Annotated in this window: 20 protein-coding genes and 4 tRNA genes; 15 read left to right on the plus strand and 9 right to left on the minus strand. The window is 62.3% G+C overall.

The window, feature by feature from the left end:
- The first annotated feature begins 35 nt into the window (after window positions 1–35).
- The 6 genes from KHO23_RS04465 to KHO23_RS04490 all read left to right on the plus strand — a co-directional run bounded on the left by KHO23_RS04465 (window position 36) and on the right by KHO23_RS04490 (window position 2,290).
- A tRNA-Gly gene (locus tag KHO23_RS04465) sits at window positions 36–111 on the plus strand.
- Between the two features lie 62 nt (window positions 112–173).
- Window positions 174–249 (plus strand) — tRNA-Gly (locus tag KHO23_RS04470).
- Window positions 250–353: 104 nt separating this feature from the next.
- A tRNA-Cys gene (locus KHO23_RS04475) sits at window positions 354–427 on the plus strand.
- 95 nt (window positions 428–522) lie between these two features.
- Window positions 523–927, plus strand: coding sequence for a hypothetical protein (locus KHO23_RS04480; RefSeq protein WP_211609845.1), 405 nt, complete (start codon window positions 523–525; stop codon window positions 925–927).
- A gap of 47 nt (window positions 928–974) precedes the next feature.
- Window positions 975–1,727: a TraB/GumN family protein gene (locus KHO23_RS04485; RefSeq protein ID WP_211609846.1), complete on the plus strand. Its 753-nt coding sequence runs from the start codon at window positions 975–977 to the stop codon at window positions 1,725–1,727.
- Between the two features lie 68 nt (window positions 1,728–1,795).
- Window positions 1,796–2,290, plus strand: coding sequence for a GNAT family N-acetyltransferase (locus tag KHO23_RS04490; protein WP_211609847.1), 495 nt, complete (start codon window positions 1,796–1,798; stop codon window positions 2,288–2,290).
- Window positions 2,291–2,377: 87 nt separating this feature from the next.
- On the opposite strand, the gene KHO23_RS04495 is transcribed toward KHO23_RS04490, so the two are convergent.
- The 3 genes from KHO23_RS04495 to KHO23_RS04505 are packed head-to-tail and all read right to left on the minus strand — an operon-like array spanning window position 2,378 to window position 4,321.
- Complete coding sequence (locus KHO23_RS04495; protein ID WP_211609848.1) at window positions 2,378–3,262, minus strand: cytochrome c oxidase assembly protein; 885 nt, start codon at window positions 3,260–3,262, stop codon at window positions 2,378–2,380.
- 9 nt (window positions 3,263–3,271) lie between these two features.
- Window positions 3,272–3,733: a copper chaperone PCu(A)C gene (locus KHO23_RS04500; RefSeq protein ID WP_211609849.1), complete on the minus strand. Its 462-nt coding sequence runs from the start codon at window positions 3,731–3,733 to the stop codon at window positions 3,272–3,274.
- A gap of 18 nt (window positions 3,734–3,751) precedes the next feature.
- Complete coding sequence (locus tag KHO23_RS04505) at window positions 3,752–4,321, minus strand: SCO family protein (protein WP_211610346.1); 570 nt, start codon at window positions 4,319–4,321, stop codon at window positions 3,752–3,754.
- A gap of 473 nt (window positions 4,322–4,794) precedes the next feature.
- Between KHO23_RS04505 and otsB the strand changes: the two genes are divergently transcribed.
- On the plus strand, window positions 4,795–5,544 hold the full coding sequence (gene otsB, locus KHO23_RS04510) for a trehalose-phosphatase (RefSeq protein WP_211609850.1): 750 nt from the start codon (window positions 4,795–4,797) through the stop codon (window positions 5,542–5,544).
- Between the two features lie 67 nt (window positions 5,545–5,611).
- A complete protein-coding gene (otsA, locus tag KHO23_RS04515) occupies window positions 5,612–7,072 on the plus strand; it encodes an alpha,alpha-trehalose-phosphate synthase (UDP-forming) (protein WP_211609851.1) in 1,461 nt (486 codons plus the stop codon).
- A 103-nt stretch (window positions 7,073–7,175) separates the two neighbouring features.
- Here otsA and KHO23_RS04520 read toward each other — a convergent pair whose 3' ends face one another.
- A complete protein-coding gene (locus tag KHO23_RS04520; RefSeq protein ID WP_211609852.1) occupies window positions 7,176–9,011 on the minus strand; it encodes an ABC transporter ATP-binding protein in 1,836 nt (611 codons plus the stop codon).
- 692 nt (window positions 9,012–9,703) lie between these two features.
- Between KHO23_RS04520 and KHO23_RS04525 the strand changes: the two genes are divergently transcribed.
- From KHO23_RS04525 to KHO23_RS04535, 3 genes are all read left to right on the plus strand, one after another.
- Window positions 9,704–10,768, plus strand: coding sequence for a glycosyltransferase family 4 protein (locus KHO23_RS04525; protein ID WP_211609853.1), 1,065 nt, complete (start codon window positions 9,704–9,706; stop codon window positions 10,766–10,768).
- Between the two features lie 257 nt (window positions 10,769–11,025).
- Window positions 11,026–11,880 carry a hypothetical protein gene (locus tag KHO23_RS04530; RefSeq protein ID WP_211609854.1) on the plus strand — a complete coding sequence of 285 codons (855 nt, stop codon included), beginning with the start codon at window positions 11,026–11,028 and terminating at the stop codon, window positions 11,878–11,880.
- A gap of 145 nt (window positions 11,881–12,025) precedes the next feature.
- Complete coding sequence (locus KHO23_RS04535) at window positions 12,026–12,490, plus strand: DUF2214 family protein (protein WP_211609855.1); 465 nt, start codon at window positions 12,026–12,028, stop codon at window positions 12,488–12,490.
- A 193-nt stretch (window positions 12,491–12,683) separates the two neighbouring features.
- On the opposite strand, the gene KHO23_RS04540 is transcribed toward KHO23_RS04535, so the two are convergent.
- The 5 genes from KHO23_RS04540 to KHO23_RS04560 all read right to left on the minus strand — a co-directional run bounded on the left by KHO23_RS04540 (window position 12,684) and on the right by KHO23_RS04560 (window position 17,308).
- Window positions 12,684–14,561: an ABC transporter ATP-binding protein gene (locus tag KHO23_RS04540; protein WP_211609856.1), complete on the minus strand. Its 1,878-nt coding sequence runs from the start codon at window positions 14,559–14,561 to the stop codon at window positions 12,684–12,686.
- A 500-nt stretch (window positions 14,562–15,061) separates the two neighbouring features.
- Window positions 15,062–15,136 (minus strand) — tRNA-Val (locus KHO23_RS04545).
- A 48-nt stretch (window positions 15,137–15,184) separates the two neighbouring features.
- The gene (gene dnaQ / locus KHO23_RS04550; RefSeq protein WP_211609857.1) at window positions 15,185–15,919 is read right to left on the minus strand and encodes a DNA polymerase III subunit epsilon; all 735 of its coding nucleotides are present in this window, start codon (window positions 15,917–15,919) and stop codon (window positions 15,185–15,187) included.
- A gap of 94 nt (window positions 15,920–16,013) precedes the next feature.
- Entirely contained in the window at window positions 16,014–16,460 is a 447-nt protein-coding gene (rnhA, locus tag KHO23_RS04555; RefSeq protein WP_211609858.1) for a ribonuclease HI, read from the minus strand.
- The gene (locus tag KHO23_RS04560; RefSeq protein ID WP_211609859.1) at window positions 16,457–17,308 is read right to left on the minus strand and encodes a class I SAM-dependent methyltransferase; all 852 of its coding nucleotides are present in this window, start codon (window positions 17,306–17,308) and stop codon (window positions 16,457–16,459) included. Before KHO23_RS04560 ends, rnhA begins: the two co-directional genes overlap by 4 nt.
- A gap of 19 nt (window positions 17,309–17,327) precedes the next feature.
- Between KHO23_RS04560 and gloB the strand changes: the two genes are divergently transcribed.
- The 4 genes from gloB (at window position 17,328) to carA (ending at window position 22,998) form a co-directional block, all read left to right on the plus strand.
- Window positions 17,328–18,119: a hydroxyacylglutathione hydrolase gene (gloB, locus tag KHO23_RS04565; protein WP_211609860.1), complete on the plus strand. Its 792-nt coding sequence runs from the start codon at window positions 17,328–17,330 to the stop codon at window positions 18,117–18,119.
- A gap of 157 nt (window positions 18,120–18,276) precedes the next feature.
- Window positions 18,277–19,971 carry a transglycosylase SLT domain-containing protein gene (locus tag KHO23_RS04570; protein WP_211609861.1) on the plus strand — a complete coding sequence of 565 codons (1,695 nt, stop codon included), beginning with the start codon at window positions 18,277–18,279 and terminating at the stop codon, window positions 19,969–19,971.
- Between the two features lie 202 nt (window positions 19,972–20,173).
- Window positions 20,174–21,415, plus strand: coding sequence for an MFS transporter (locus tag KHO23_RS04575; protein WP_211609862.1), 1,242 nt, complete (start codon window positions 20,174–20,176; stop codon window positions 21,413–21,415).
- A gap of 428 nt (window positions 21,416–21,843) precedes the next feature.
- Window positions 21,844–22,998 (plus strand): glutamine-hydrolyzing carbamoyl-phosphate synthase small subunit, encoded by a 1,155-nt coding sequence (gene carA, locus KHO23_RS04580; RefSeq protein WP_211609863.1) that lies wholly within the window; start codon window positions 21,844–21,846, stop codon window positions 22,996–22,998.
- The last annotated feature ends 124 nt before the right edge of the window (window positions 22,999–23,122 follow it).

Genomic DNA, 23,122 nt, shown 5'->3' on the forward strand with positions numbered 1-23,122 from the left:
TTAGCCGGTAAAAAGCAGGGCAAAAGCAGCACAATGCGGGAGTAGCTCAGTTGGTAGAGCGCAACCTTGCCAAGGTTGAGGTCGCGAGTTCGAGCCTCGTCTCCCGCTCCAAATTTTGAAGCAACGCGTTGTTTGGCGAAGTAAAAGTGCAAGGCGTTGTGAAGTAGGGCAATGCGGGAGTAGCTCAGTTGGTAGAGCGCAACCTTGCCAAGGTTGAGGTCGCGAGTTCGAGCCTCGTCTCCCGCTCCATACATAAGGGGAAGCAACGCTTCCCTTTTTGTTTGGTGGGTCGGCCATATTGGTTACCCACCAGGCAAATCTGAGAATCTGCAGCTAGGTTCCAGTCCGCTTGCGGCGCGATAGCAAAGCGGTTATGCAGCGGCCTGCAAAGCCGTTTAGGCCGGTTCGACTCCGGCTCGCGCCTCCAGTAGTTGATGTAAAGAAAAGCCCCGACTTGTCGGGGCTTTTCTTTTTTCGGCGGTATCGTTGCTGTTTTTTGTCTACTGCAAAAACCGACCCCGCATGCGTATCCCAAACCTCGAACGCCGCTCCTTCTATCTGCGCCTGATTTACTCGCTATGCCTATGCGGCGCCACCTGGACGCATCTGCAGGTGGCCCTCGTCCACGGACTCTGGTGGGACTACGGCGGCGCGGCGCCGCTAACGCAAATCTACTGGACGTCACTGCTGTTCATCGATCCGCTGACCGTTCTGCTACTGCTGTTGAGCGCGAGGGCAGGGCTGATTCTCTGCGTCGCCGTCATCGTGACAGACGTGGTGCACAATTCATGGTTCGCGCTCCATCATCCGATCCGCGCGGACCTGTACCTTTCGCAGATCGTCTTCCTGCTATTCGTTGTGTTCACAGTGCGGACCGCCTGGCGAGGAGCCGCGAGCCGGTCTGCCGCGTTGCGCGCCGTCGATTGAATTGCCCGATTGCCGCTTTGCGCAATTGCCCGTCCACACGAGGCTGCATGTACCTACAACTCACCGGCACGAACGTCCGTCTGCTCGGCTCGATGCATCTGTTTCCGGCGACGAGTCGCAGAACGCCGCCATGGATTGCCGAAGCCTATGACTGGGCCGAATCGCTGGTCTTCGAATCCGACCCGCCGACGATCCTGCCGTTTCTGAAAGCGCCCCCGCAGGGCGGTGCCGACCAACTGCAGCCCTTGCTATCCGCCGATGCCTGGCATCGGCTACAAGCTGCGTGGCCCGTTGAGGGTCCGTTGGCGCCGCTCGTCGAGCTGCGTCCGTGGGCCGTGCTGGTCGTCGCGCCGACGCTGTTTCAGCAAGTCGTCGAAGGCGTCGAGCCGCGCATGCTGCGCTCGGCGCTGACGCAAGCCAAACCGTACGAGTATCTCGAGACGGCGCAGGAAGTGGCTGCGTCGCTCGAATCGATTTCGCTCGAAGCCGTTGGCACCGCGCTCGGCATGCTGATGTCCGATCTCGACGAACCACAGCGCACGCTCGAACGGATGCATGCCGCCTGGCTGCATGGCGATTTGCAGGCCGTGCACCAGATCGCCGTCGAGTCGCCGATGTTCAACCTGCCCGGCATTCGCCACGCCCTGCTCGATATGCGCAATCGCGCGTGGGCGGCGCGCGTGAACGCGCTGTTCGGACGGCCGGAGCGAACCTTGGTCGTGGTGGGCGCGCTGCATTTGTGCGGGCCTGGCAACCTGATCGAATGTCTCGGGACACCCGTCGAGCCGGTCATAGCCTAAGACCGCCACGCGCGGCATAATTCCGCATTGCCGTCGCCGATCAAGGCGCGCTTTCATTGAAGACTTCCATGACCGAACCGCAGCAAACCGCCGCCACGCGATTGGCACAACTCGAATGGCGCTGGAAAGCGTTTGACGACCTCACGACCGCCGAAGTCTATGCCATGCTGGCCGCTCGCAGCGCGGTGTTCGTCGTCGAGCAGAACTGCGTGTATGGCGATGTGGATGGGCTCGATTCAGATGCCTGGCACCTGTTTGCTTATGGTCAAGGTGAAAAGAGGCCGCCGCTCGCGGGCTACCTGCGCGTGTTGCTGCCGGACGCCGACGACAGCGATATCCGCATCGGCCGCGTACTGACAACAGTGGAATTCCGCGGCATGGGGCTCGGCAACGCGATGCTCGAACGCTCGCTCAAGCATATCCGGGCGCAGTGGCCCGGTACGCCGATCCGCTTGCACGCGCAGGCTCATCTGCAAGGTTTCTACGGCGCATTCGGCTTTACACCGGTGTCGGAGATTCACGAAGAGGACGGCATCCCGCATGTGTGGATGCGTTCGGTCTAACCCAGGTCCAGGCTGCAACCGGACTCGGCGCGTGCGCGCGCCGGCCGGCTTCGAACTCCGCGACTTCAATTCAATCGATTCGAAATTTCAGCGGTGGCTGCTCGCAGGCGCTGTTGTGCCTTGCGCCAAGCCTTGCGTCGCCTTTGCGCGACGCTCGCCGTGCAGACGTCCGCGTGCCGACAGCCGCATCCAGTGACGTAACGCCACCAGTGCGCCGATCACGCTCATCATCGAACCCGGAATCCACAGCAACAGCCCGCCGATCTGCTGATCGCGCATCGGACTGAGCCACGTGAAGGCGCGGCCGCAAATCGAGTAGATCGGATACAGCTCGCGCGGCGTAAAAAAGATAAACGCGCCGAGGACGATCTGCGGTGGAATCGCGGCAATCACGACCAGTACGCGCTTGCCGGGCGACAAACGCGCCGGCGGCGCGGGCCGCGGATCGAGTACGAGCCACCAGAACAGCAGGCCGTCGATCACCATGCTCCAGTTCATGACGCGATAAAGCCGCCAGTCGAGCATCGCCACGAAATGAATCGGCGACATGAGCCAGAAGTAGATCAGCCCGACGAACAGCGTGACCGCCACCACCGGATGCATCACCACGTCGAGCAGTTTGCGCACCAGCGGGGTCTCCAGCGCGGGCCGCACGAAGCGCTGCCGCCAACTGAATGGAATGCCGGCGCGCAACGCCGCGCCCGGATACGAGAGCGCGATAAAGAACGGCCCGAGGTGATGCAGCACCAGATGCTGCGCGCGATGCATGAAGAACTCATGCTCGAAGAAATAATCGAGCCGCGTATGCAGCGCGACATACAACGCGACCAGCCCGAACCAGAAGGAAATGCGCCGGAGAATCGACACCTTCGCCTTGTGCGCGCCGCGCACGAAAAGAATCGCCGGCACCAGCAAGGCGATAACGACGGTCGGCGAAAACTCCCAGGGGTCGAGCCAGTAGAGCAGGTTCATCGCGGAGCGTTACTTGGTCTGGGCGGGCGACTTGACGGCGAACGGCGTATCGAGCGTTTCGCCGTCGGAGAACTTCAGCGTCAGATGCACGGTGTCGCCGGGCGCGACCTTGTGTTTCGCGTCTTCGAGCATCACGTGATAGCCGCCCGGCGCAATCGCCACCTGGCCGTGCGCGGGCACCGTCAGTTTGTCGACCATCACCATCTTTTGCGTCGAGCCGTTCGATACGGTTTGATGCAGCATCGCGTCGCCGTAGTCGTTGCTGGAAATATCAATGAGGTCGACCGGCTTGTCGCTCGCGTTCACCAGCGTCGCGTAGCCGGCGGCGGGGAGGTTGTTCGGCAGCCAACGCACCCACGCGTCTTTGACGCTGATCGCGTTAGGACCGGCGGCAAGCGCTGCCGAAGCGAAACCGAACGAGAGGGCGAGGGTGCAGCTGAGCGCGGCGAACGTTTTGATCTTGATCGACATGAATGAACTCGGGAAAGGTCAGGAGCGGTCATCGATGATGCGGCGCAGGTCTTGCGCGATCACATCGGGCGTATCGTGATCGGTGGCGAGCAGGCGCGCGTGGCCCTGCTGATCGAACACGTAGACGGCTGAGCTATGGGTGACTTCGTAGTTGCCGTTGGGGTCGCGTTTTTCCATCTGATAGGCGACCCGGTAACGCTTGGCGAGCGACTCGATCTGCCAGTCGCTGCCGGTCAGGCCTTCGGCGTGTTGCGAGTCGAAGGCGCCGACGTAGTCATGCAAGGCTTTGGGCGTGTCGCGGGCCGGATCGACTGTGATGAACAGGATGCGCACTTTTTGCGCGTTCGGGCCGAGTTTGCCCAGAACCTGCATCAGGCGGCCCATCGTTTCAGGGCAGACGTCCGGACAATGCGTATAGCCAAAGTACACGAGCGACGTACGGCCTTTAAATGAATCTCCGGTTACGACGCGGCCGTCGTCGCCGGTCAGCGTGAAATCGAGATCCGGCAAGTGGCCGGTTACGTCGGTCAACTGGAACGGTTCGGCGCGATGCGTGCAGCCGCTTAACGCACCGAGCGCGCCCACCATCAGGATCAGCGCGACCCGGCGTCCGGGCCACGGCCGGCGTGGCGTTGCGAGGTTCGGCTGGTGGTGGGACGGGGCGATAGGGAACAAAGCAGGGTTCAATGACTCGATTGAAGAGCGGTGCGTGGCGCTGCCCGTGAAAACACGCGACGTGGTTCGTGCAAAGTGCGCGGCCCGCCATGGTGTACAAATAAGGATCGTCACTACAAGGGTCTGTGTGGCTGCGACTTTATCGCAAAATCTTCGATGACGTCGCGCAACGCCCGCAGGCGCGCGGTTTGCGAGGCAATTTGACGCAGCCAGCGGAAAGCGGGTTGAAGCCGGATTGTTCTCCTTTCGAACGCAATCGTGAGCGGCATCGGCCGTGCGGCCCGACCAGGCTTGTGTCCCGGCTTACTTTCTCGAAAAATTGACGGATGCGCGGTAAGATGCGCACACTTTTCCAGCCGCAGAAGGCTGAAAGGCAAAATTAACCGATGCAAGCACTACCGGCTGTTCTGTCTCCTGGTGAGACGGCATTTTTCTTCGACTTCGACGGCACGCTCGTCGAACTCGCGCCCACGCCGGATGGCGTGTTGGTGCAACCGCGCGTGATCGGATTGCTGACCGAGTTGCGCAGTCTGACGAACGGCGCTGTGGCGATTGTGTCGGGCCGCGGCATTGAAAGCATTGACGCTTTTCTCGGCATGCCCGATATGCCGATCGCCGGTCTGCATGGCGCCGAGCGGCGCGACGCGAACGGCGACACGCAGCGCATCGGTTTTCACGACGAGCGGCTGTTGCGCATGGAGCAGGTGCTCGCGCAGGTCGTCAACGAATATCCCGGCATGCTGCTCGAGATCAAAGGCGCGGCGCTGGCGCTGCACTATCGCAACGCACCCGACCGTGAGCCGGTGGCGCGCGAGGCGACCGAGCGGCTGGTTGCCGATTACCCGGGCTCCTATGTGTTGCAGCCGGGCAAGATGGTCTACGAAATCAAGCCGAAGGACGTCGACAAGGGCCGCGCGATGCGCGCGTTCCTGGAGGAGCCGCCGTTCGTCGGCCGCACGCCGGTGTTTGCTGGCGACGATCTGACCGACGAGAAAGGCTTTGCCGTCGTCAACGAGCGGGGCGGCCTGTCGATCAAGGTGGGCGCGGGCGACACGATGGCGCATTCGCGCCTCGAGTCGGTCACGGCGCTGCTCGACTGGCTGGAATCGATCGTCGCGGCCGCGCGCGGAGCGTGATGGTGACGCCGCCGGTGACGCCCTATCGCCCAACGACCATGACTTACTGCATCGGGAATCGCGCTTCATGAGCCGACTGATCATCGTATCGAACCGGGTTGCACCGATCTCGGAGGGCGGCCCGGCGGCGGGCGGTCTGGCGGTCGGCGTATACGACGCGCTGAAGGAAACCGGCGGCATGTGGTTCGGCTGGAGCGGCGACGTGCTCAGCTCCGGCCAACCGCAGATCAAGGTGGAAGAGCGCGGCCCCGTGACCTTCGCGACCATCGCGCTGATGCGCCGCGACTACGACCAGTACTACCGCGGCTTTTCGAACGCCACGCTGTGGCCCGCGTTCCACTATCGCGCGGATCTGCTGCAGTACGACCGGCACGACTTCGAAGGCTACTGCCGCGTCAATGCATGGCTCGCCCAGCAGCTCGTCCCGCTATTGCGCGAAGACGACGTGATCTGGGTCCACGACTATCACCTGATCCCGTTCGCCCAGGCGTTGCGCGCGGCCGGCGTGAAAAATCGGATTGGCTTCTTTCTGCATATTCCGTTTCCGGCTTCGCAGGTGTTGCTGGCGGTGCCGCCGCATCGCGAGCTGGTCGAAGCGCTCTGTTCGTTCGATCTGCTCGGTTTCCAGACCGCGCCGGATTTACGGGCGTTCTGCGATTACGTCGTCAACGAGGCGGGCGGCACGGTCGACGTGCCAACCAGTGGTCCACTGAGCGTCCATGCGTTCGATCGCACCTTGCGCGCGGCGGCTTATCCGATCGGTGTCTATCCGGACGAAATCGCCGAGCTCGCGAAAGCGGGCGAGCGCGGCAAGCCGGTGCGCACGATGAAGACGGCGCTGCATTCCCGCAAGCTGATCATGAGCGTGGACCGCCTCGATTATTCGAAGGGGCTGGTCGAGCGCTTCCGTGCGTTCGAGCGGCTGCTTGAACATGCCACCGCGCAACGCAACAACGTGTCGTTCCTGCAGATCGCACCGCCGACGCGCGCCGACATGCACGCGTATCAGGACATCCGCCTGCAACTCGAAGGTGAGTCGGGGCGCATCAATGGTCGCTTTGCCGAACTGGACTGGACGCCGATCCTGTACATCCATAAGCAGTACGAGCGCTCCGTGCTGGCCGCGCTGTTTCGCACGGCGCATGTCGGCTACGTCACCCCGTTGCGCGACGGCATGAACCTCGTCGCCAAGGAGTATGTGTCGGCACAGGATCCTGAGAATCCGGGCGTGCTCGTGCTGTCGCGCTTTGCCGGCGCCGCGCAGGAACTGGAGGGCGCCTTGATCGTGAATCCGGTCGATATCGACGGGATGGCCGAGGCGCTCGCGAGCGCGCTGGAGATGCCGCTTGCGGAGCGCCAGGCGCGTTATCGCGACATGATGGTGCAACTGCGCGAGAACAACGTGTCGGTGTGGCGCGATAACTTCATGCGCGATCTTCAGAGCGCACAGGGGGCGAAGAGCGCCAGAACCGTGAAGGTGCGCGCGGGGTCGGGCAAGAAGACGGTGCGCGAAACCACTGCCGGATAGGCGGCTATCTATCCGGCTGGATTTCAACTTGCCGGGAAACAGAAAAGCCGCTCGAGAGCGGCTTTTCTGTTTGTTGCTGGCGTAGCAGAGGGCGGCGCGTGGCTTAGACCACGTGCTGTTCGTCCACCTTCTTGCCGCCGACATGCAGCGTGGTGCCCTTGCCGTACTGCTTTGAGAGCAGGTCGCGATACAGGCCCGGCCGCAGGCGCAACTCTTCCGGCGTGCCGTCGTCGATCACCTTGCCGGCGCTCATCACGATGATCCGGTCGAAGTTGTTCAGCGTCGACAACCGGTGCGCAATGGCGATCACCGTGCGGCCCACCATCAGCCGGTCGAGCGCCTTCTGGATCGCTTCTTCCGATGCGCTATCGAGCGCCGAGGTGGCTTCGTCGAGCAGCAGGATCGGCGCGTTCTTCAGGATCGCGCGCGCAATCGCGATGCGCTGGCGCTGTCCGCCGGACAGCTTCACGCCGCGGTCGCCGACGATCGTGTCGAATCCTTCCGGCATGGCTTCGATGAAATCGCTGCAGCGGGCTTCGCGCGCGGCCGCGATCACTTCGTCACGACTCGCTTCAGGGCGGCCGTAAGCAATGTTTTCGTACACCGTGCGATGAAACAGCGAGATATCCTGCGGCACCAGCGCGATCGTATGGCGCAGGCTGTCCTGAGTAATGTCGGCGATGTCCTGAGCGTCGATCCTGATTGCGCCGCCCTGCGTTTCGTAGAAACGCTGCAGCAGCGCCAGCACGGTGGATTTGCCCGCGCCCGACTTGCCGATCAGACCGACGCGCTGGCCCGGCTCGATATGCAGGTCGAAGTGATCGAGAATCGGCCGGCGGCGCGGGTAGGCAAACGTGACACCTTCGAAATCGACCCGGCCGCCTTGCGGTACGAGCTCGGTGGCGCCGTCGCGGTCCGGCATGCCGTGCGGTTCGAGCAGGGTGCGAACGGCTTCCGCGAGCCGCGCGATGTGTTGCGTGACGTCGACCAGCGCGACGGCCAGATCACGCGTGCCGTGCAGGATCGTGAAGCCGAGCGAGCTGACCAGCACGATGTCGCCGGAGGTTGCTTTGCCCTGATCCCACAACCACAGCGCCCAGCCCAGCAAGCCCGCCGACAGCAGCGCGGTGATCACCGCGTGCAGCAGGCGCAGTTTTTCCAGATAAAGCAGGCTTTGCTGGCGCGCCTCCATTTCCGCTTTGACGGTCGCGCCGAAACGCTGCTGCTCGCGAAACGTCATGCCGAAGGCGCGCACGAGCCCCATGTTGCTGATCACGTCGACCAGTTCACCGTCCACCGAAGCGGCCTTGGTAGCGAAATGGTGATGCCGTGCCGAGCCGCGCCCGGCAAGTTTGTAAAGCACGACCGACAAAATGGCCGAGCACAGCATCAGGCCGCCCGCCATCAGCGGATTCACGGCGGTGATCATGACGATCGCGCCGAGCACTGCGATGCACGGCGGCAGCACGTTCCAGGCGGTGGTGTTTTCGGCGGTGTAGACCGCGTTCGAGGTTGCCGTGATGCGGCTTGCCAGCATGCCCGGCTGTTTCTCCGAGTAGTAAGTCGGCGAGTGGCCGCTCAGGTACTGGAACAGGTCGCGCCGCAAGTCGCCGGTCACGGCCACGAACGTATGCGCGGCAACCCAGCCGCCGACCCGCCACAGCAGGTTGTCGGCGGCGATCAGGCCCACCAGGATGGCGAACGCGCCCCACAGCGGACCAGGGTGATGCCGGCCTTCGCCGAGCACGTCGATCAGATGCTTGATCGCGTATTGCGAAGCGAGCGCACAGCCCACGGCCGCAAACACGCTGCACAGGACCGTCGCATGCGCGAGCGGATGGCGGCGAATAAAGCGGAAAAGAAACGCAAGCGGCCTATGCGCATAGCTCGCGAGCTTTGCGTTCTGGGCATTACGCTGGGCGATGGTTAAGTGTTCCAATTGATCGTGAGGTCGGTGTGTTTCAGGTTGTGCATGCAAGGCATGGGCCACGGCAAAAGCGTTCGCCGCGAAGCCGATGCTTCGCATTGTAAACATGCAAAAGCGATTGCGCCCTGTGTATCCGGGCGTTGGCGCGACTGATTTCGCGATAGACGGCCGCGACCTACTATTGCTCGACCCGCCAACGGCGCGGTGGTTCAAACAGGTTGCGGACTATTTCGGGATATAATTACAAATTGCATTCAACCGCGGTGCGGTATTTCTTCAATGCCTGCCGGCAAAGTTGACACGGGCACTTACAGTTGTCGACTTCGGGTCAGCGTTGCAAGCCAGTTGCTACAGTAGAACTGTCTTATAAAACAAGGGTTTGTAAAGTGTTTCGCCTTTGTAACAACGTAAAGACTTTGAAATGTTGTGGTGCAGCGAAGCACCCGGCATCGATAATGCATGCTCTGTTGGCCCACCGAAATATCTGACAGTTTGTCAACGTAGGTGCCTGGTGTGCGTTTACCGGCACATGCGCAGACAGCGAACTGCTGATCTGGGCTCACTACCCAAGCGATCCATCGCAGGATTTCTCGAAAGAATCAGGCCAACGCCGGCATATCCGGCCAGACTGCCCTGGCGAGCAAGCGAGTCGCTTTTACCCAACGCTGTACTTTTGCCTGATTTTTTACGAGGAGTTCTTCATTATGCGAATCGCTCAAATCGCTCCCCTGCACGAGGCGGTTCCGCCGAAGCTTTACGGTGGTACGGAACGCGTGGTGTCCTACCTGACCGAAGCGTTGGTCGAACAGGGTCATGACGTCACGCTTTTCGCGAGCGGCGATTCGCAAACCTCGGCGAAACTCGAAGCTTTCTGGCCGCAGGCGCTGCGCCTCGACCCGACCATCCGCGACGTGATGGCACCGCACATGCTGCTGCTCGAAGAAGTGCGCCGCCGCGCGGACGAATTCGACGTGCTGCATTTCCACATCGATTACTACCCGTTCTCGCTGTTCGCCCGCCAGCCGGTGCCGTTCGTGACCACGCTGCACGGCCGTCTCGATCTGCCGGAACTGCAACCGGTCTTCAACACGTTCAGCGACGTGCCGGTGGTGTCGATTTCGGACAATCAGCGCATCCCGCTGCAACAGGCGAACTGGCTGCAAACCGTTTATCACGGTCTGCCGGAAAACGTGCTCACGCCGATCAAGGACGTCGAGCCGGGCTACCTCGCATTCCTCGGCCGCGTCTCGCCGGAGAAGGGTCTCGACCGCGCGATCCGCATCGCCGGCCAGGCAGGCATGAAGCTCAAGGTCGCCGCCAAGATCGACAAGGCCGATCGTGCCTATTACGAAGAAGTGATCAAGCCGCTGATGGCGCTCCCGCACGTCGAATACATTGGCGAAATCGGCGAAACCGAAAAGCGTGAGTTTCTCGGCAACGCGCATGCACTGGTGTTCCCGATCGACTGGCCGGAGCCGTTCGGCCTGGTGATGATCGAAGCCATGGCGTGCGGTACGCCGGTCGTCGCGTTCAATCGCGGTTCGGTGCCGGAAGTGATCGAAAACGGCGTGTCGGGTTTCGTCGTGGAAGACGAAATCAGCGCGGTTGCCGCTGTGAAGCGTCTGCACACGTTGCCGCGCGCCAAGGTGCGTGCGGCGTTCGAATCGCGCTTCTCGTCGAAGGTGATGGCGCAGAATTACGTCGCCACCTATGAAGAGTTGCTGCGTCAGAAGCATCGCACGGTGCTGCGCGAAGTCAACGCCGGCTAATGCGTGGTCGGTAAAAGCGGTCAGGCCGGCTTGCCGGAGCGCTTTCGGCACCCCGGCGACCAGGCTCTGACTGCGCCCCAGCAACGCCCCGCGGGCATCGCGCCCGCGGGGCGTTGTTGCATGCGCGCCGCGTTTTTGTGCGTGTGCGGTAGAAAGTGCAGATTTGAGACCGGCAAGAACGAGCCTGTCTCGGTAATATCCCTATAATGGCCGTGCCGCAAATTTGACGGCGGTGACGCCGACGACAGGAGGATGCCTTGGCGAGAACGAAAGAGACGCGTGCGAACGCGGCGCCGGGCGCCGGAACGATTTTCGCGCTGCGCGCCATCGGTCTCGTGCTCCTCACTCGCTGGCTTTTTTCGATGGCGCAGATGGACCTGGGCGCGTCGCTGTCGGCCATGGTGTCCTCGCCATGGGCGTGCATCAACCTGGTGTTCCTGTTCCTGCTGATCTTCCTGCCCGGCGCGCGCGCCGTGGCCGAGCGTCCGTTTCATCCGCTGCCGCAATGGCTGCGGCAGGCGCTGCGTCTGTTTGCGTTCCTTGGATTCCTGTTTGCGGTCTGGTCGGTTAGCGCGTTTGCCGCGAGCGCCGGTTGGCGCCGCGCCGCGCAGGCGGTGGCCGCCACCAACGGCTGGCTGTTGGCCGCGCCGGCGTTGTACGCGGCGGTCGTGTGGATTTGCCGGCCGCGTGCACTGTGGCGAACCAATATCGCCGCGCGGCGCTTTGCGATCGGCCGCTATGCGGTCGCGCTCGATCCGGCCACCCGCACGGTGGTCGTCTGGGCCGAGCGTCGCAAGGTGGGACAGTACGACGCGCGCGAATTGTCCGTGCGATGGGCGGCGGCCCCAGGCGTGAGCGCACCGCCGACGCCTACCCCCGTGGTGGCGTTCGGTGTCGCGGGTGAGCCGGGTGGGCCTGCTGCGCCGCTCGGCCCGGTCGGCGCCCCTGCGTTGGCTCGTGGTACCTTCAGCCGGCGTCCGAAAATCGAATTGCTGTGGGATTCGCCGGCTGCGGCGGGCCACAATCGGCAAACCGTGTTCCGTACTGCGCTGACTACCGAGGGCGATCGAGCCGCCGCGCGTGCGCTCGACACATCGCTGCGGCAAGTCTGAATCCGTTGCTTTGTGCAGTCGACCACACGCGACCGAAGCAGGCATCGTAAAGTAAGGGGTAGTCGGTAATAAGAAGTGCCACCCGGCGTTTCAGTGGGTGGGTGAGACATACATCGATCGTATTGCGTCGTTTTCAGGAGTCGCTATGCTGGTTCGCTGGTTGCTTGCCGCCATTCATCTACTCGCTTATGGCTTTGCCCTCGCGTCAATTCTTCGGCGCACCTGGTCACTGCGGCGAGCCAGCGTGCCTGCTGCGTTGCGATCCGTATTCCGCTCCGACGCGCGGTGGGGTATTTCGGCGTTGGTGCTGATCGTTACCGGTCTGATGCGCGCCTTCGGTGGTTTCGAAAAGGGCGCCGACTATTACCTTCATGAGCCGCTCTTTCACGTCAAGATGACGCTGCTCGTGCTGATACTCGCCCTCGAAGTCCCCTCGATGCTTGGCCTGATGCGCTGGCGTGCCTCGATCAGAAACGGTGCCCCGCCAGATTTGCGAAAAGCGCGTACGTATGCACGTTACAGCGTGATCCAGACTGTGCTGCTGGTGTTGATGGTGTTCGCGGCTACCGGCATGGCTCGCGGTATCGGGCTGCCCGCGGGCGTGGTTTAGTCGCGCATTGAGGTGCGGGCCGGTTGGTCGCATTGGCTCTCGATAGGCCGAGCCATATCGCGGTGCCGTGCGGTTATGCGAGCAGCGCCGCGCGCACGCTTGCGTGGGTAAATGAAGAGGGGCGTGCGGAACGCCGGCAGAACCCGCCGCTTACCGACGGCTTCTGCATGACGTCCCGCACGCCTACAGCACTTTACTTCTCGACCACCAGGTTTGAATCATCGAGCCGATTCGCTTTCGCGCTATCGGCCTCGGGCATGACGTCCGAGTCGCCCAAACCCTTGATCAGCTCCAGCGCCTGACGTTCGAACAACCGCCTGTACAGGCCGTTCTCGAGCCTGATCAACGCTTCGTGACTGCCTTCCTCGATGACCTTGCCCTTGTCCAGCACCAGCAGCCGGTCCAGTGCTCGCACGGTGGAAAGACGGTGCGCCACCACCAGCGTTGTGCGGCCCATCATCAGCCGTTCCATGGCGTGCTGGATCAGCACTTCGCTTTCACTGTCGAGGCTCGAGGTCGCTTCGTCCAGAATCAGGATCGGTGCGTCGGCAAGAAACGCCCGCGCGATCGCCACGCGCTGACGCTCGCCACCCGAGAGCTTGATGCCGCGTTCGCCCACGAGCGTGTCGTAACCGTGAGGCAGCGTCGCGATAAAGTCGTGCGCACTCGCAAGCTTCGCGGCGCGTTCGATCTCGGCGCGACTTGCACCGGGCCGCGCATAGGCGATGTTCTCCGCCAGCGAGCGGTGAAACAGCACCGGCTCCTGCTGAACGATGGCGATCTGGCCGCGCAATGATGCCTGCTGCACACGAGCAATATCCTGACCGTCGATCGTGATCCGGCCTTCCGAAATGTCGTACAGCCGCTGGATCAGCTTGATGAAGGTCGTCTTCCCGGAACCCGAATGCCCAACCAGCCCCACGCGTTCTCCCGGCGCGATGCGCACGGAGAAGTTGTCGTAGAGCGGCGTAGCTTTCGCGCCGTAGTGGAAGGTGACGTGTTCGAAGCGAATTTCACCCTTGCCGATCGCGATCGGGCCTGCGCCGGGGCGGTCCTCAATGCCCAATGGCTGGCCCTCCAGCGACACCAGTTCTTCCATATCGTTGACCGAGCGTTGCAGGTTGCGGATGTGCATGCCCACATCGCGCAAATAACCTTGCAGCATGAAGAACATCGTCAGCGCGAACGTGATGTCGCCGACGCTCGCTTCGCCGCGCGCCCACAACAGCAATGCGACGCCGAGAATGGCGGCCTGGATTGTCACCAGCATGCCGCCTTGCAAGCCGCCGTTGATCGTGCCGCGAATCCACGTGCGGCGTGTGCGATGACGCCACTTGAAGATCACGCGTTCGAGCAGGCGTTCTTCGCGCTCTTCGGCGCCGAACGCTTTCACCACGCCATTGCAGCTGACTGCGTCGGCGAGGGCGCCGCCCATGCGGGTGTCCCACGCGTTAGCAAGGTGTGCGGCGGGCGCAACGAAGCCGAGCGACATGGCCACGGTCACCCCGATATACAGCACCGAACCGATGCCGACCACCGCGCCCATCATCGGCCAGCGCCAGCCGAGCAGCACCGTTGCGCCGACCAGCATGACAAGCGATGGCAACAGCGCGACCAGCAGCGTGTCGTTAAGCAGATCGAGCGCCCACATGCCGCGCGTGATCTTACGCACCGTGGAGCCGGCGAAGCTGTTGGCGTGCCAGTCCGTCGAGAAGCGTTGCACGCGATGAAACGCATTCGCGGCGATCTCGCTCATCATCTTGAGGGTCAGCCGGATGAGGTTGAAGAACACGCCCTGGCGAAGCAGTGTGGCGCCGAGCCCGAGCGCGCCCAGCACGCAGAAGGCCGTGATCGCAGCATTCCACGCGACGGCGTCGCCGGCGGAGCCGGATGCGATCGCGTCGACGAGCCGTCCGGCGAACAACGGCGTGAGCACGTCGGCTAATGCCGAGAGCAGCACCAGTGCGCTAATCGCGAAGATGCGCCAAGGCTGTTTGGCCCAGTGTACGAAGGTGAAGCCGAGGACGTTCTTGAAGGCTTGTCCGCGAAAGTCGAGTTTTTTTCTGGTCATTTGCCACGACCCGGTGGCGCGCGAGCGCACCGAGGTTCCAGTCAGAAGCGAAAGGACGAGACAGTCAAGCGAGCCGGGATATATCGACAACGATGCCGGCAATGAGACTACGGACTGTCTGGGATTTGCGCGGATGCCTGTTCAGGCAGAACCGCGTGAGCGACAACGCGACGAATTTAAGGTCGCGAGAATGGTCGTGAGACCATCCCAGGGAGGTCGATATGCACTGCGAACATGTGACGCCTCCCTATAGTCGAATGAGGTGGAGAATTGGACGGGGCGAATGCCCGAGAACTGACTATATCAGCAGTATTTGGCGACTGCAATTATACGAAAGTTCGGTGTTGACTTTGAAACGGAGCAGGTCACCGTGCATGCGTGTGCGTATTTACGTGTGCACACCTGAGTGATCAACCCGCCGTGCGTGTGCAAAACGAACGCAAAAACAAAAAAGCCCTCAACTTACGTTCGAGGGCTTTCTCTTGCGGGTCACGCGAATCTGGTGGGTGGTACAGGGATTGAACCTGTGACCCCTGCCGTGTGAAGGCAGTGCTCTACCGCTGAGCTAACCACCCGAAGAGAGCCGAATTATGTCAGGGATTTTCCCACTCGTCTAGTACTTTTTAAGCGGTTTGCTCATCCGCGGCGGGCGAGGGATCAAGGCGCCACACGCTCGTACCTTTGACCGCTTTGTCGAGACCGTCGAGCACGGCCTGATGTTCGGCGACTTCGTCGTCGCTCGCGGCAATCACGACCAGATTCAGCGAGTCGATGGCGATGCGCGGTGCGTGCGCGTCTCCGCTACCGTGCGAATCGCCGAGCATGTCGATGACCAGGCTTTCCTGGCCGCGTGTCATCGCCAGGTACACCTCGGCGAGCAGTTCCGAGTCGAGCAGTGCGCCGTGCAGCGTGCGGTGCGCGTTGCTGATGCCGAAACGGTCGCACAGCGCGTCGAGTGAATTGCGCTTGCCCGGGAACATCTGCTTGGCGCGCGCCAGGGTATCGATGATCTCGCCGCAATACGTTTTCACCGGCGGCAAACCCAGCTGCGCAAATTCGGCATCGAGAAAGCCGATGTCGAACGGCGCGTTGTGAATGATCAGGTCCGCGTCCTGAATGAAGTCGCGAATCTGATCGGCAATCTCCGCGAACTTCGGTTTGTCGCTCAGGAACTCGGTGGTCAGCCCGTGAACGGCCAGTGCACCCGGATCGCTGTCGCGTTCCGGATTGATGTAGAAATGCAGGTTGTTGCCCGTGAGCCGGCGGTTCACCATTTCGACGCAACCGAGTTCAAGGATCCGGTCGCCGGTTCGTGCGTTCAGGCCGGTGGTTTCGGTGTCGAGGATGAGTTGACGCATGTCGGATTAGCCTGCTCTAAAAAGTCAGCAAAAAGGAGGAGGGCGCGCGCGGCGGTGCCGCTGCGCGCTTCACGGCACGCAGCGAGCGCACGCATCACATTTGCGAGAGTGACGCGACGCCGCGATTGGCCAGTTGATCCGCGCGTTCGTTTTCCGGGTGGCCGTTGTGACCGCGCACCCAGCGCCATTCGATCTCGTGCTGCGCGACGAGTGCATCGAGCCGCTTCCAGAGATCGGCGTTCTTCACCGGCTGCTTCGCGGCGGTGATCCAGCCTTTTTTCTTCCAGCCATGAATCCATTCGCTGATGCCTTTCTGCACGTACTGCGAGTCGGTGTGCACGACGGCCTTGCAGGGGCGCTTCAATGCCTCGAGCGCGGCGATCACGCCCATCAGTTCCATGCGATTGTTAGTGGTGTTGGGCTCACCGCCGAACAGTTCTTTTTCCTGGTCGCCGAAGCGCAGCAGCGCGCCCCAGCCGCCGCGGCCAGGGTTGCCCTTGCAGGCGCCGTCAGTGTAGATATCGATGATGTCGGAAGTCATTGGGTGTGGTTGCGTGTGTTCGGGGTGGCGGCGGGCGTGAGGCCCGCGGCGAGGACAGGTTTCTTCACTTTCAGCGGGCCGACGAGGCGCATGCCGGGCACGCGCTTGATCGCCTTGATCATGTAGGTGGCGCCGAAAATCGGCCACCAGCGGTCGCCTGCGGCTTCCATGAAACCATAGCGGGACAGCCATTGTTCGCTGCCAAGCGGCGGACGATAGCAGCCGAAGCGCCCGCGTTCAAGGTCGAAACCCAGTAGTTTGATCCAGTCTTTCAGCCGCGTGAAGGCGATCAGATCGACAGCCGCGGGCACGAACGGCCGGCCGGTCATCTTGCCGACCGATTGGCGCGCGCCCCACAGCGACAGCGAATTGAAGCCGAGAATGATCAGTTGGCCTTCGGGCATCAGCACGCGCTCCGCTTCGCGCAACAGCCGGTGCGGGTCGCTCGTGAACTCCAGCGTATGCGGCATCACGATCAGATCGACACTTTGTGCTTCGAACGGCAGGTCGAGCAGGTCGCACCAGACAGCGCTACGCCCGGCCGGCGCCGGCACACCCGCGGGCAGACCTTGCGCGGCGCTGTTGCCCCGGCCATTCCCGGCACGCCCCAGGCCGCGCGGAAAAGTGTAGGGCGCGCTCGCGCCGCTCGCTGCGTCGAGCACGAGCCCGCGGCACGGCATGCGGTTTTCGCGCAAGGCGTCGAGCTGCGGCAGGCCGAGTTGCAGCGCATGGTAGCCGAACACGTCGGACACCACGCGATCGAGTTGGGTCTGTTCCCACTCAAGCACGTAGCGGCCGGGCGGCGAATCGGTCCAGGCAGGCCAGTCTATAATTGCTCGATCAGTCATATCAGAGAATGCGTCGCCTATGAATGCGCTCGAGTACGTACCGGTCCCGGCGTTTGAAGACAATTACATCTGGGTCGTTTCCGACGGGCATCACGCGGTGGTCGTCGATCCGGGTGAGGCCGCCCCCGTGCGCGCCTATCTGGCGAAACGGGGTTGGCAGCTGAGCGCTATTTTACTCACGCACCACCATCAAGACCATGTCGGCGGGGTGGCCGATCTGCTGAATGGCCAGGCCGTTCCCGTGTACGGCCCCGCCGGTGAGGCGATCCAGCATCTCACGCATCGTCTCGAAAACGGCGACCACGTGACGATTGCGGCGCCCGTACTTGAATTCGATGTGCTCGAGGTGCCCGGTCACACGAGCGGCCATATCGCCTATTTTCAGGCGGCGGACCCGCGCGGCACGCCGCACGTGTTTTGCGGCGACACGCTGTTCGCGTGCGGTTGCGGCCGGCTGTTCGAAGGGACGCCAACCCAGATGCTGGCGTCGCTGGATTCGCTTGCGGCACTCCCGGGCGCGACCGAGGTGCACTGTGCGCACGAGTACACGTTGTCGAACATCCGCTTCGCGCTCGCCTGCGAGCCAGGCAATGCCGAACTGCAGGCCTGGCGTGACAGGGCAAACGAATTGCGTGCGCGTCATGTGCCGACGCTGCCCACCACCATCGCTCACGAACGCGCGGTGAATCCATTTTTGCGTGCGGGCAATCCGGCGATTCAAGCCAGCTTGCAAGAGCAGCTGCACGAAAAAGTGCCCGATCGTCTAACGGCATTTACGGTGATGCGCGAATGGAAAAACCGCTTCCGTTGACCTGATCGCCATTAGGGTGTTCCTCACGCGAAGAATCGCAAAAATTCGCCAAGCCCTAGATTTCCTTGATTTTTTTCGTCATTTTCCGATTGACGTAAACGTTGCCGTTTCGTACTATCGGCTGCAAATTCCAGCCCTTGTGGAAGCCGAGACGTTCATGCGATTTATCTTTAGTGCGTTGTTGGTCCTGACACTCGCCGCTTGTGCGAGTCAGGGACCGGCGACGAATAGCTCTACCACCGCAACAAACCCCGCCAGTCAGCAAGCCGTAGCCGACGCCCTTCGCAAGACAGCCACCGCCAAAGAGACGATCAACGTCGACCAAGGCTCGGTCAATCAACTGACGAGCGCGGACGCCGATCTCTGGGGCCGTATTCGCCGTGGTTTTCAAATGCCGGATCTGCAAACCGACCTCGTCGATATGCAGGTCAACTGGTATGCGCAGCGCCCGGACTACGTGCAGCGCATGACCGAGCGTTCGCAGAAATATCTGTACCACATCGTTGAAGAGCTCGAAGCGCGCCATATGCCGACCGAGCTCGCCTTGCTGCCGTTCATCGAATCCGCGTATAGCCCGCAGGCCCTGTCGGTGGCAAAGGCCGCCGGCATGTGGCAGTTCATGCCGGGCACGGGCCGCACCTACAACCTCAAGCAGAACATGTGGCAGGACGAGCGCCGCGACGTGCTGGCCTCGACCAGCGCCGCGCTCGACTATCTGTCGCGTCTGCATGACATGTTCGGCGATTGGCAGCTGGCGCTTGCCGCCTACAACTGGGGCGAGGGCAACGTGCAGCGCGCGATCGCCCGCAACGAAGCGGCGGGGTTGCCTACCGACTACCTCAGCCTGCGCATGCCGAACGAGACGCGCAACTACGTGCCCAAGCTGCAGGCGGTGAAGAACATCGTGATGAACCCGCAGATGTACGGGCTCACGCTGCCGTCGATTCCGAACCACCCGTATTTCGTGACGGTCACGACCTCGCACGATATCGACGTGGACACGGCGGCGAAACTTGCGAACCTCTCGCCGGATGAATTCCGCTCGCTGAACCCGTCGTTCAGAAAGCCGGTGATTCTCGGCGCCACCCAGCCGCAAATTTTGCTGCCGTTCGACAACGCGAGCGCGTTCGAACGCAATCTGAAGACGTACTCCGGTTCGCTGTCGTCGTGGACCACGTACACGGTTACCGAGCGTGCCGCGCCGGCGGCGATCGCGCAAAAGATCGGTGTCGACGCCGACACGCTGATGGAAGTGAACAAGATTCCGGTCGGCATGCGCCTGAAGCCGGGCTCGACGATCGTGGTGCCGCGTGGCTCGGACGACGACGAAGACATCAGCGCCGACGTCGCCGAAAGCGCGGTGCTGGCCATGGAGCCCGATGTTCCCGATACCCGTAAGATGCTGATCCGCGTGCGCCGCAATCAATCGATGGCCGCCATCGCGGTGCGTTACGGCGTCTCGATCGGTCAGTTGAAGGCATGGAATCGCACGCATCGCGATCAGGTTTCGCGTGGTCAGGTGATCGTGCTGCACGTGCCGGTTGGTAAGTCGATGCCGAGCGAGCCGGGTCCGGAGCGCATTGCGACCGACGTGCAGGGCGGCGGCGTCGAGAAGATCGGTACCCGCGTCGCAGACACGAAGGGCGATTCGCGCTACGATAAGAAGAAGGGTCGTGGTCACTCCGCCGTGGTAAAGGTGTCCGAGCCGGTGAGTAAAGTCAGCAAGTCGACAACGTCCAGCGCCAGCAATGGCAAGGTGACGAAGGCGTCGGCTTCCACGTCCAGCAAGGCGTCGAAGGCCGCGGCAGATAGCCGCCAGAAAACCGCGGCCAACGCGAAGAAGGGTAAGTAGACCAAAAAGCGGCTCCCACGGTAGTGACCACATGCGTTGCGGGGGCAGCGCATGAATTGCGCTCCGATCACCCACCGTGTTATTCCGACGCCGTCACCTCTGGTGACGGCGTTTTTCATTCTGCAGATCAATTCAGGCGAAGTTCGCGCGTTTCATTTATCTTTCGTGCTTAGGCCAAAGTCGGCCGCTCATCTCAAAGCTCATGTCGTCGACCCAGTTGCGCGTTTTTCTCCTGTTTTCAGCCGGTTACTTCGTTTCTTACGTGTTTCGCGGCGTCAATCTTGGCTTTGCCCCGTTCATCACGCGCGATCTCGGCCTGTCGGCCACGGATCTCGGTTTGCTCACCAGTCTGTATTTTCTTGGCTTCGCGGGCGCGCAGATTCCGGCCGGCGTGTTGCTCGACCACTTCGGTGCGCGGCGGGTGACGGCGGTCACTTTGCTATTTGCCGCGCTGGGAATCTGGGTGTTCGGCGCCGCGCAAAGCGTTGGCATGATGATGGTCGGGCGCCTGTTGATCGGCGTCGGTGTGTCCGTGTGTCTTGGTGCCGCTTTCAAAGCGCTGGCGCAGCATTTCGCGTCGGCGCGGCTGCCGCTGATGAACGGTCTGGTGATGGCGATTGGCGGTTTCGGCGGTGTGATGGTTGGCTCGCCACTCACGTGGGTGCTGAGCTTCGCCAGCTGGCGTCCTGTCTGTGTCGGCCTGGGTTTGCTGACGGTGCTCGTGGCAGTGGCGCAGTGGGCGCTGGTACCGGATACAAAGGAAACCCACCATCAGGCGAGTATCGGTGCCCAGTTCAAAGGCACGTTGCACATCCTGAAGAGCGCGGCATTCTGGAAAATCGCGTCATTTTCGGTTCTTACGCAAGGCGTGTTCTACGCGATGCAATCGCTGTGGGTCGGCGCCTGGTTGCGCGACGTGCAGGGCTTCGAGCCGCGTGAAGCGGCCGCCCTGGTGTCGATCCTCGGCTTCGCGATGATGGCCGGTTGCGTCGGTTTCGGCGCGGCGGCACGCAGCCTGGAGCGGCGCGGCGTCTCGCTTTATGTGTTTTGCGGCGTCGGCATGGCGCTGTTCGTGGTCACCCAACTGCTGATCATGTTCAGCGTGCCGCTGCCTGCGAGCTTGCTTTGGGCGGCGTACGGCATTTTCGGCGGCACCGGGATTCTCAGTTATGCGGTGATGGCGCGGCATTTCCCGGCGCAGATGATCGGCCGGGTGAATACCACGCTGACACTGATCATTTTCTTGCTGATTTTCGGCTTCCAGGTCGGCGTTGGCGCCGTGTTGTCGCGCTGGCCGGCCAGTGGCGGACACTATCCGGCGGCTGCGCATCTGACCGCCTGGGGCATTCTGGTGGGGTTGCAAGTGCTGAGCGCGGTCTGGTACGTATTGCCCGGGCGCACGCGGCTTCAGCCGCTGCATGTGCGCGCCGGACAGCAGGTTTAAGGCTCGCAAGCAGGGGCGACAGAATCGCGGCACATTTACCGACCCTATCCCGATTCTGGCCCGCGCAACATGGGTCCAGCGGCTTCCGAGTCATGTGCAGCAAGGCTTAGACGGGTTTTGGCGCTGGCTCCGTTACGCCGGCTCCTCATCTCGGATTTGGAGGGAAGGGTAGTTTCGGGCTATAATTCCAAGGTTTGAGCTTATCAACCCGCACCCTAGCGCCTACCTCTCCCATACCGTTCATCCGCCGCGCGCTTTTGACGCCCCGCACCCCAGCCGATCCGTCCACACAATGGACCCATCGCGCCCCTTGCGACGTCACCAGCAGTACGCGAGCGAGTCTGCGCGCGCATCCTGCCGATGCGTTTCGCTGCGGCTCGCAGTCGGATAGACAGGTCGGCAACAGGGTGTTCCCCAAGGAGTCTCCCGTGTTGCCGTCATTTTCTCCCGCTCTGCTCGCGCTCGCCGACGGCACGGTCTTTCGTGGTTACTCGATCGGCGCCCCCGGGCATACGATCGGCGAAGTCGTGTTCAACACCGCTATCACCGGCTATCAGGAAATCCTGACCGACCCGAGCTATGCGCGCCAGATCGTGACCCTCACGTATCCGCACATCGGTAACGTCGGCGTGAATGCCGAAGACGTCGAAGCCACGAAAGTCCATGCCGCCGGCCTGATCATCCGTGATCTGCCGGTTCTCGCGTCGAACTTCCGCATGGAGCGCACGCTCCCGCAATACCTGAAAGACGAAGGCGTGGTTGCCATTGCCGGTCTCGACACCCGTATGCTGACGCGCGTTCTGCGCGACAAGGGCGCGCAGAACGGCGCCATTCTGGCTGGTTCGGATGACGAAGCGAAGGCAATCGAACTCGCGCGCTCGTTCCCGGGTCTGTCGGGCATGGACCTCGCGAAGGTCGTGTCGACGAAGGAAACCTACGAATGGACCCAGACCGAATGGCGCCTAGGTTCCGGCTACGGTACGCAGAACGCGCCGAAGTACCGCGTGGTCGCCTTCGATTACGGCGTCAAGTACAACATCCTGCGCATGCTGGCTGAGCGCGGCTGCCACGTCACTGTGCTGCCGGCGCAAGCCTCCGCGGCTGACGCGCTCGCGCTCAACCCGGACGGCATCTTCCTGTCGAACGGCCCCGGCGATCCGGAGCCGTGCGACTACGCGATTGCTGCCACCAAAGAGTTGATCGAGCGTGGCATTCCGACCTTCGGCATCTGCCTCGGCCATCAGATCATGGGCCTCGCCGTCGGCGCCAAGACCATGAAGATGAAGACGGGTCATCACGGCGCGAACCATCCGGTGAAGGATCTGGACGACGGCCGTGTGGTCATCACGTCGCAGAACCACGGTTTCGCGGTCGACGCCGACACGCTGCCGGCCAACGCCAAGGCCACGCACATCTCGCTGTTCGACGGCACGCTGCAAGGTTTCGCGCTGACCGACAAGCCGGCGTTCTGCTTCCAGGGCCACCCGGAAGCGTCGCCCGGTCCGCACGACATCGCCTATCTGTTCGACCGCTTCACGGCGTTGATGGACACGAAGAAGGCCGGCAAGAGCGCAGCGGCATAAATAGCTTGTGACGCGCCTTCGCGGCGCGCGGTTCGCAATGCGATCGGCGCCCTCGGTGCGAAGCAACGCGAGCCGCAAAACACAGAGCAGAGCGCGCGCAGCGTAGCAACGACGCGCGCCGACG

The organism is Paraburkholderia haematera (genome assembly GCF_905220975.1).
Classification (GTDB): Bacteria; Pseudomonadota; Gammaproteobacteria; order Burkholderiales; family Burkholderiaceae; genus Paraburkholderia; species Paraburkholderia haematera.

Coding starts and splice junctions, on each gene's coding strand:
- KHO23_RS04535 (WP_211609855.1), top strand. CDS start 12,026: ATGCTGGTTCGCTGGTTGCTTGCCGCCATTCATCTACTCGCTTATGGC.
- KHO23_RS04480 (WP_211609845.1), top strand. CDS start 523: ATGCGTATCCCAAACCTCGAACGCCGCTCCTTCTATCTGCGCCTGATT.
- KHO23_RS04495 (WP_211609848.1), bottom strand. CDS start 3,262: ATGAACCTGCTCTACTGGCTCGACCCCTGGGAGTTTTCGCCGACCGTC.
- KHO23_RS04570 (WP_211609861.1), top strand. CDS start 18,277: ATGCGATTTATCTTTAGTGCGTTGTTGGTCCTGACACTCGCCGCTTGT.
- otsB (WP_211609850.1), top strand. CDS start 4,795: ATGCAAGCACTACCGGCTGTTCTGTCTCCTGGTGAGACGGCATTTTTC.
- KHO23_RS04540 (WP_211609856.1), bottom strand. CDS start 14,561: ATGACCAGAAAAAAACTCGACTTTCGCGGACAAGCCTTCAAGAACGTC.
- otsA (WP_211609851.1), top strand. CDS start 5,612: ATGAGCCGACTGATCATCGTATCGAACCGGGTTGCACCGATCTCGGAG.
- dnaQ (WP_211609857.1), bottom strand. CDS start 15,919: ATGCGTCAACTCATCCTCGACACCGAAACCACCGGCCTGAACGCACGA.
- KHO23_RS04575 (WP_211609862.1), top strand. CDS start 20,174: ATGTCGTCGACCCAGTTGCGCGTTTTTCTCCTGTTTTCAGCCGGTTAC.
- gloB (WP_211609860.1), top strand. CDS start 17,328: ATGAATGCGCTCGAGTACGTACCGGTCCCGGCGTTTGAAGACAATTAC.
- KHO23_RS04525 (WP_211609853.1), top strand. CDS start 9,704: ATGCGAATCGCTCAAATCGCTCCCCTGCACGAGGCGGTTCCGCCGAAG.
- KHO23_RS04485 (WP_211609846.1), top strand. CDS start 975: ATGTACCTACAACTCACCGGCACGAACGTCCGTCTGCTCGGCTCGATG.
- KHO23_RS04500 (WP_211609849.1), bottom strand. CDS start 3,733: ATGTCGATCAAGATCAAAACGTTCGCCGCGCTCAGCTGCACCCTCGCC.
- KHO23_RS04560 (WP_211609859.1), bottom strand. CDS start 17,308: ATGACTGATCGAGCAATTATAGACTGGCCTGCCTGGACCGATTCGCCG.
- KHO23_RS04490 (WP_211609847.1), top strand. CDS start 1,796: ATGACCGAACCGCAGCAAACCGCCGCCACGCGATTGGCACAACTCGAA.
- rnhA (WP_211609858.1), bottom strand. CDS start 16,460: ATGACTTCCGACATCATCGATATCTACACTGACGGCGCCTGCAAGGGC.
- KHO23_RS04505 (WP_211610346.1), bottom strand. CDS start 4,321: ATGGTGGGCGCGCTCGGTGCGTTAAGCGGCTGCACGCATCGCGCCGAA.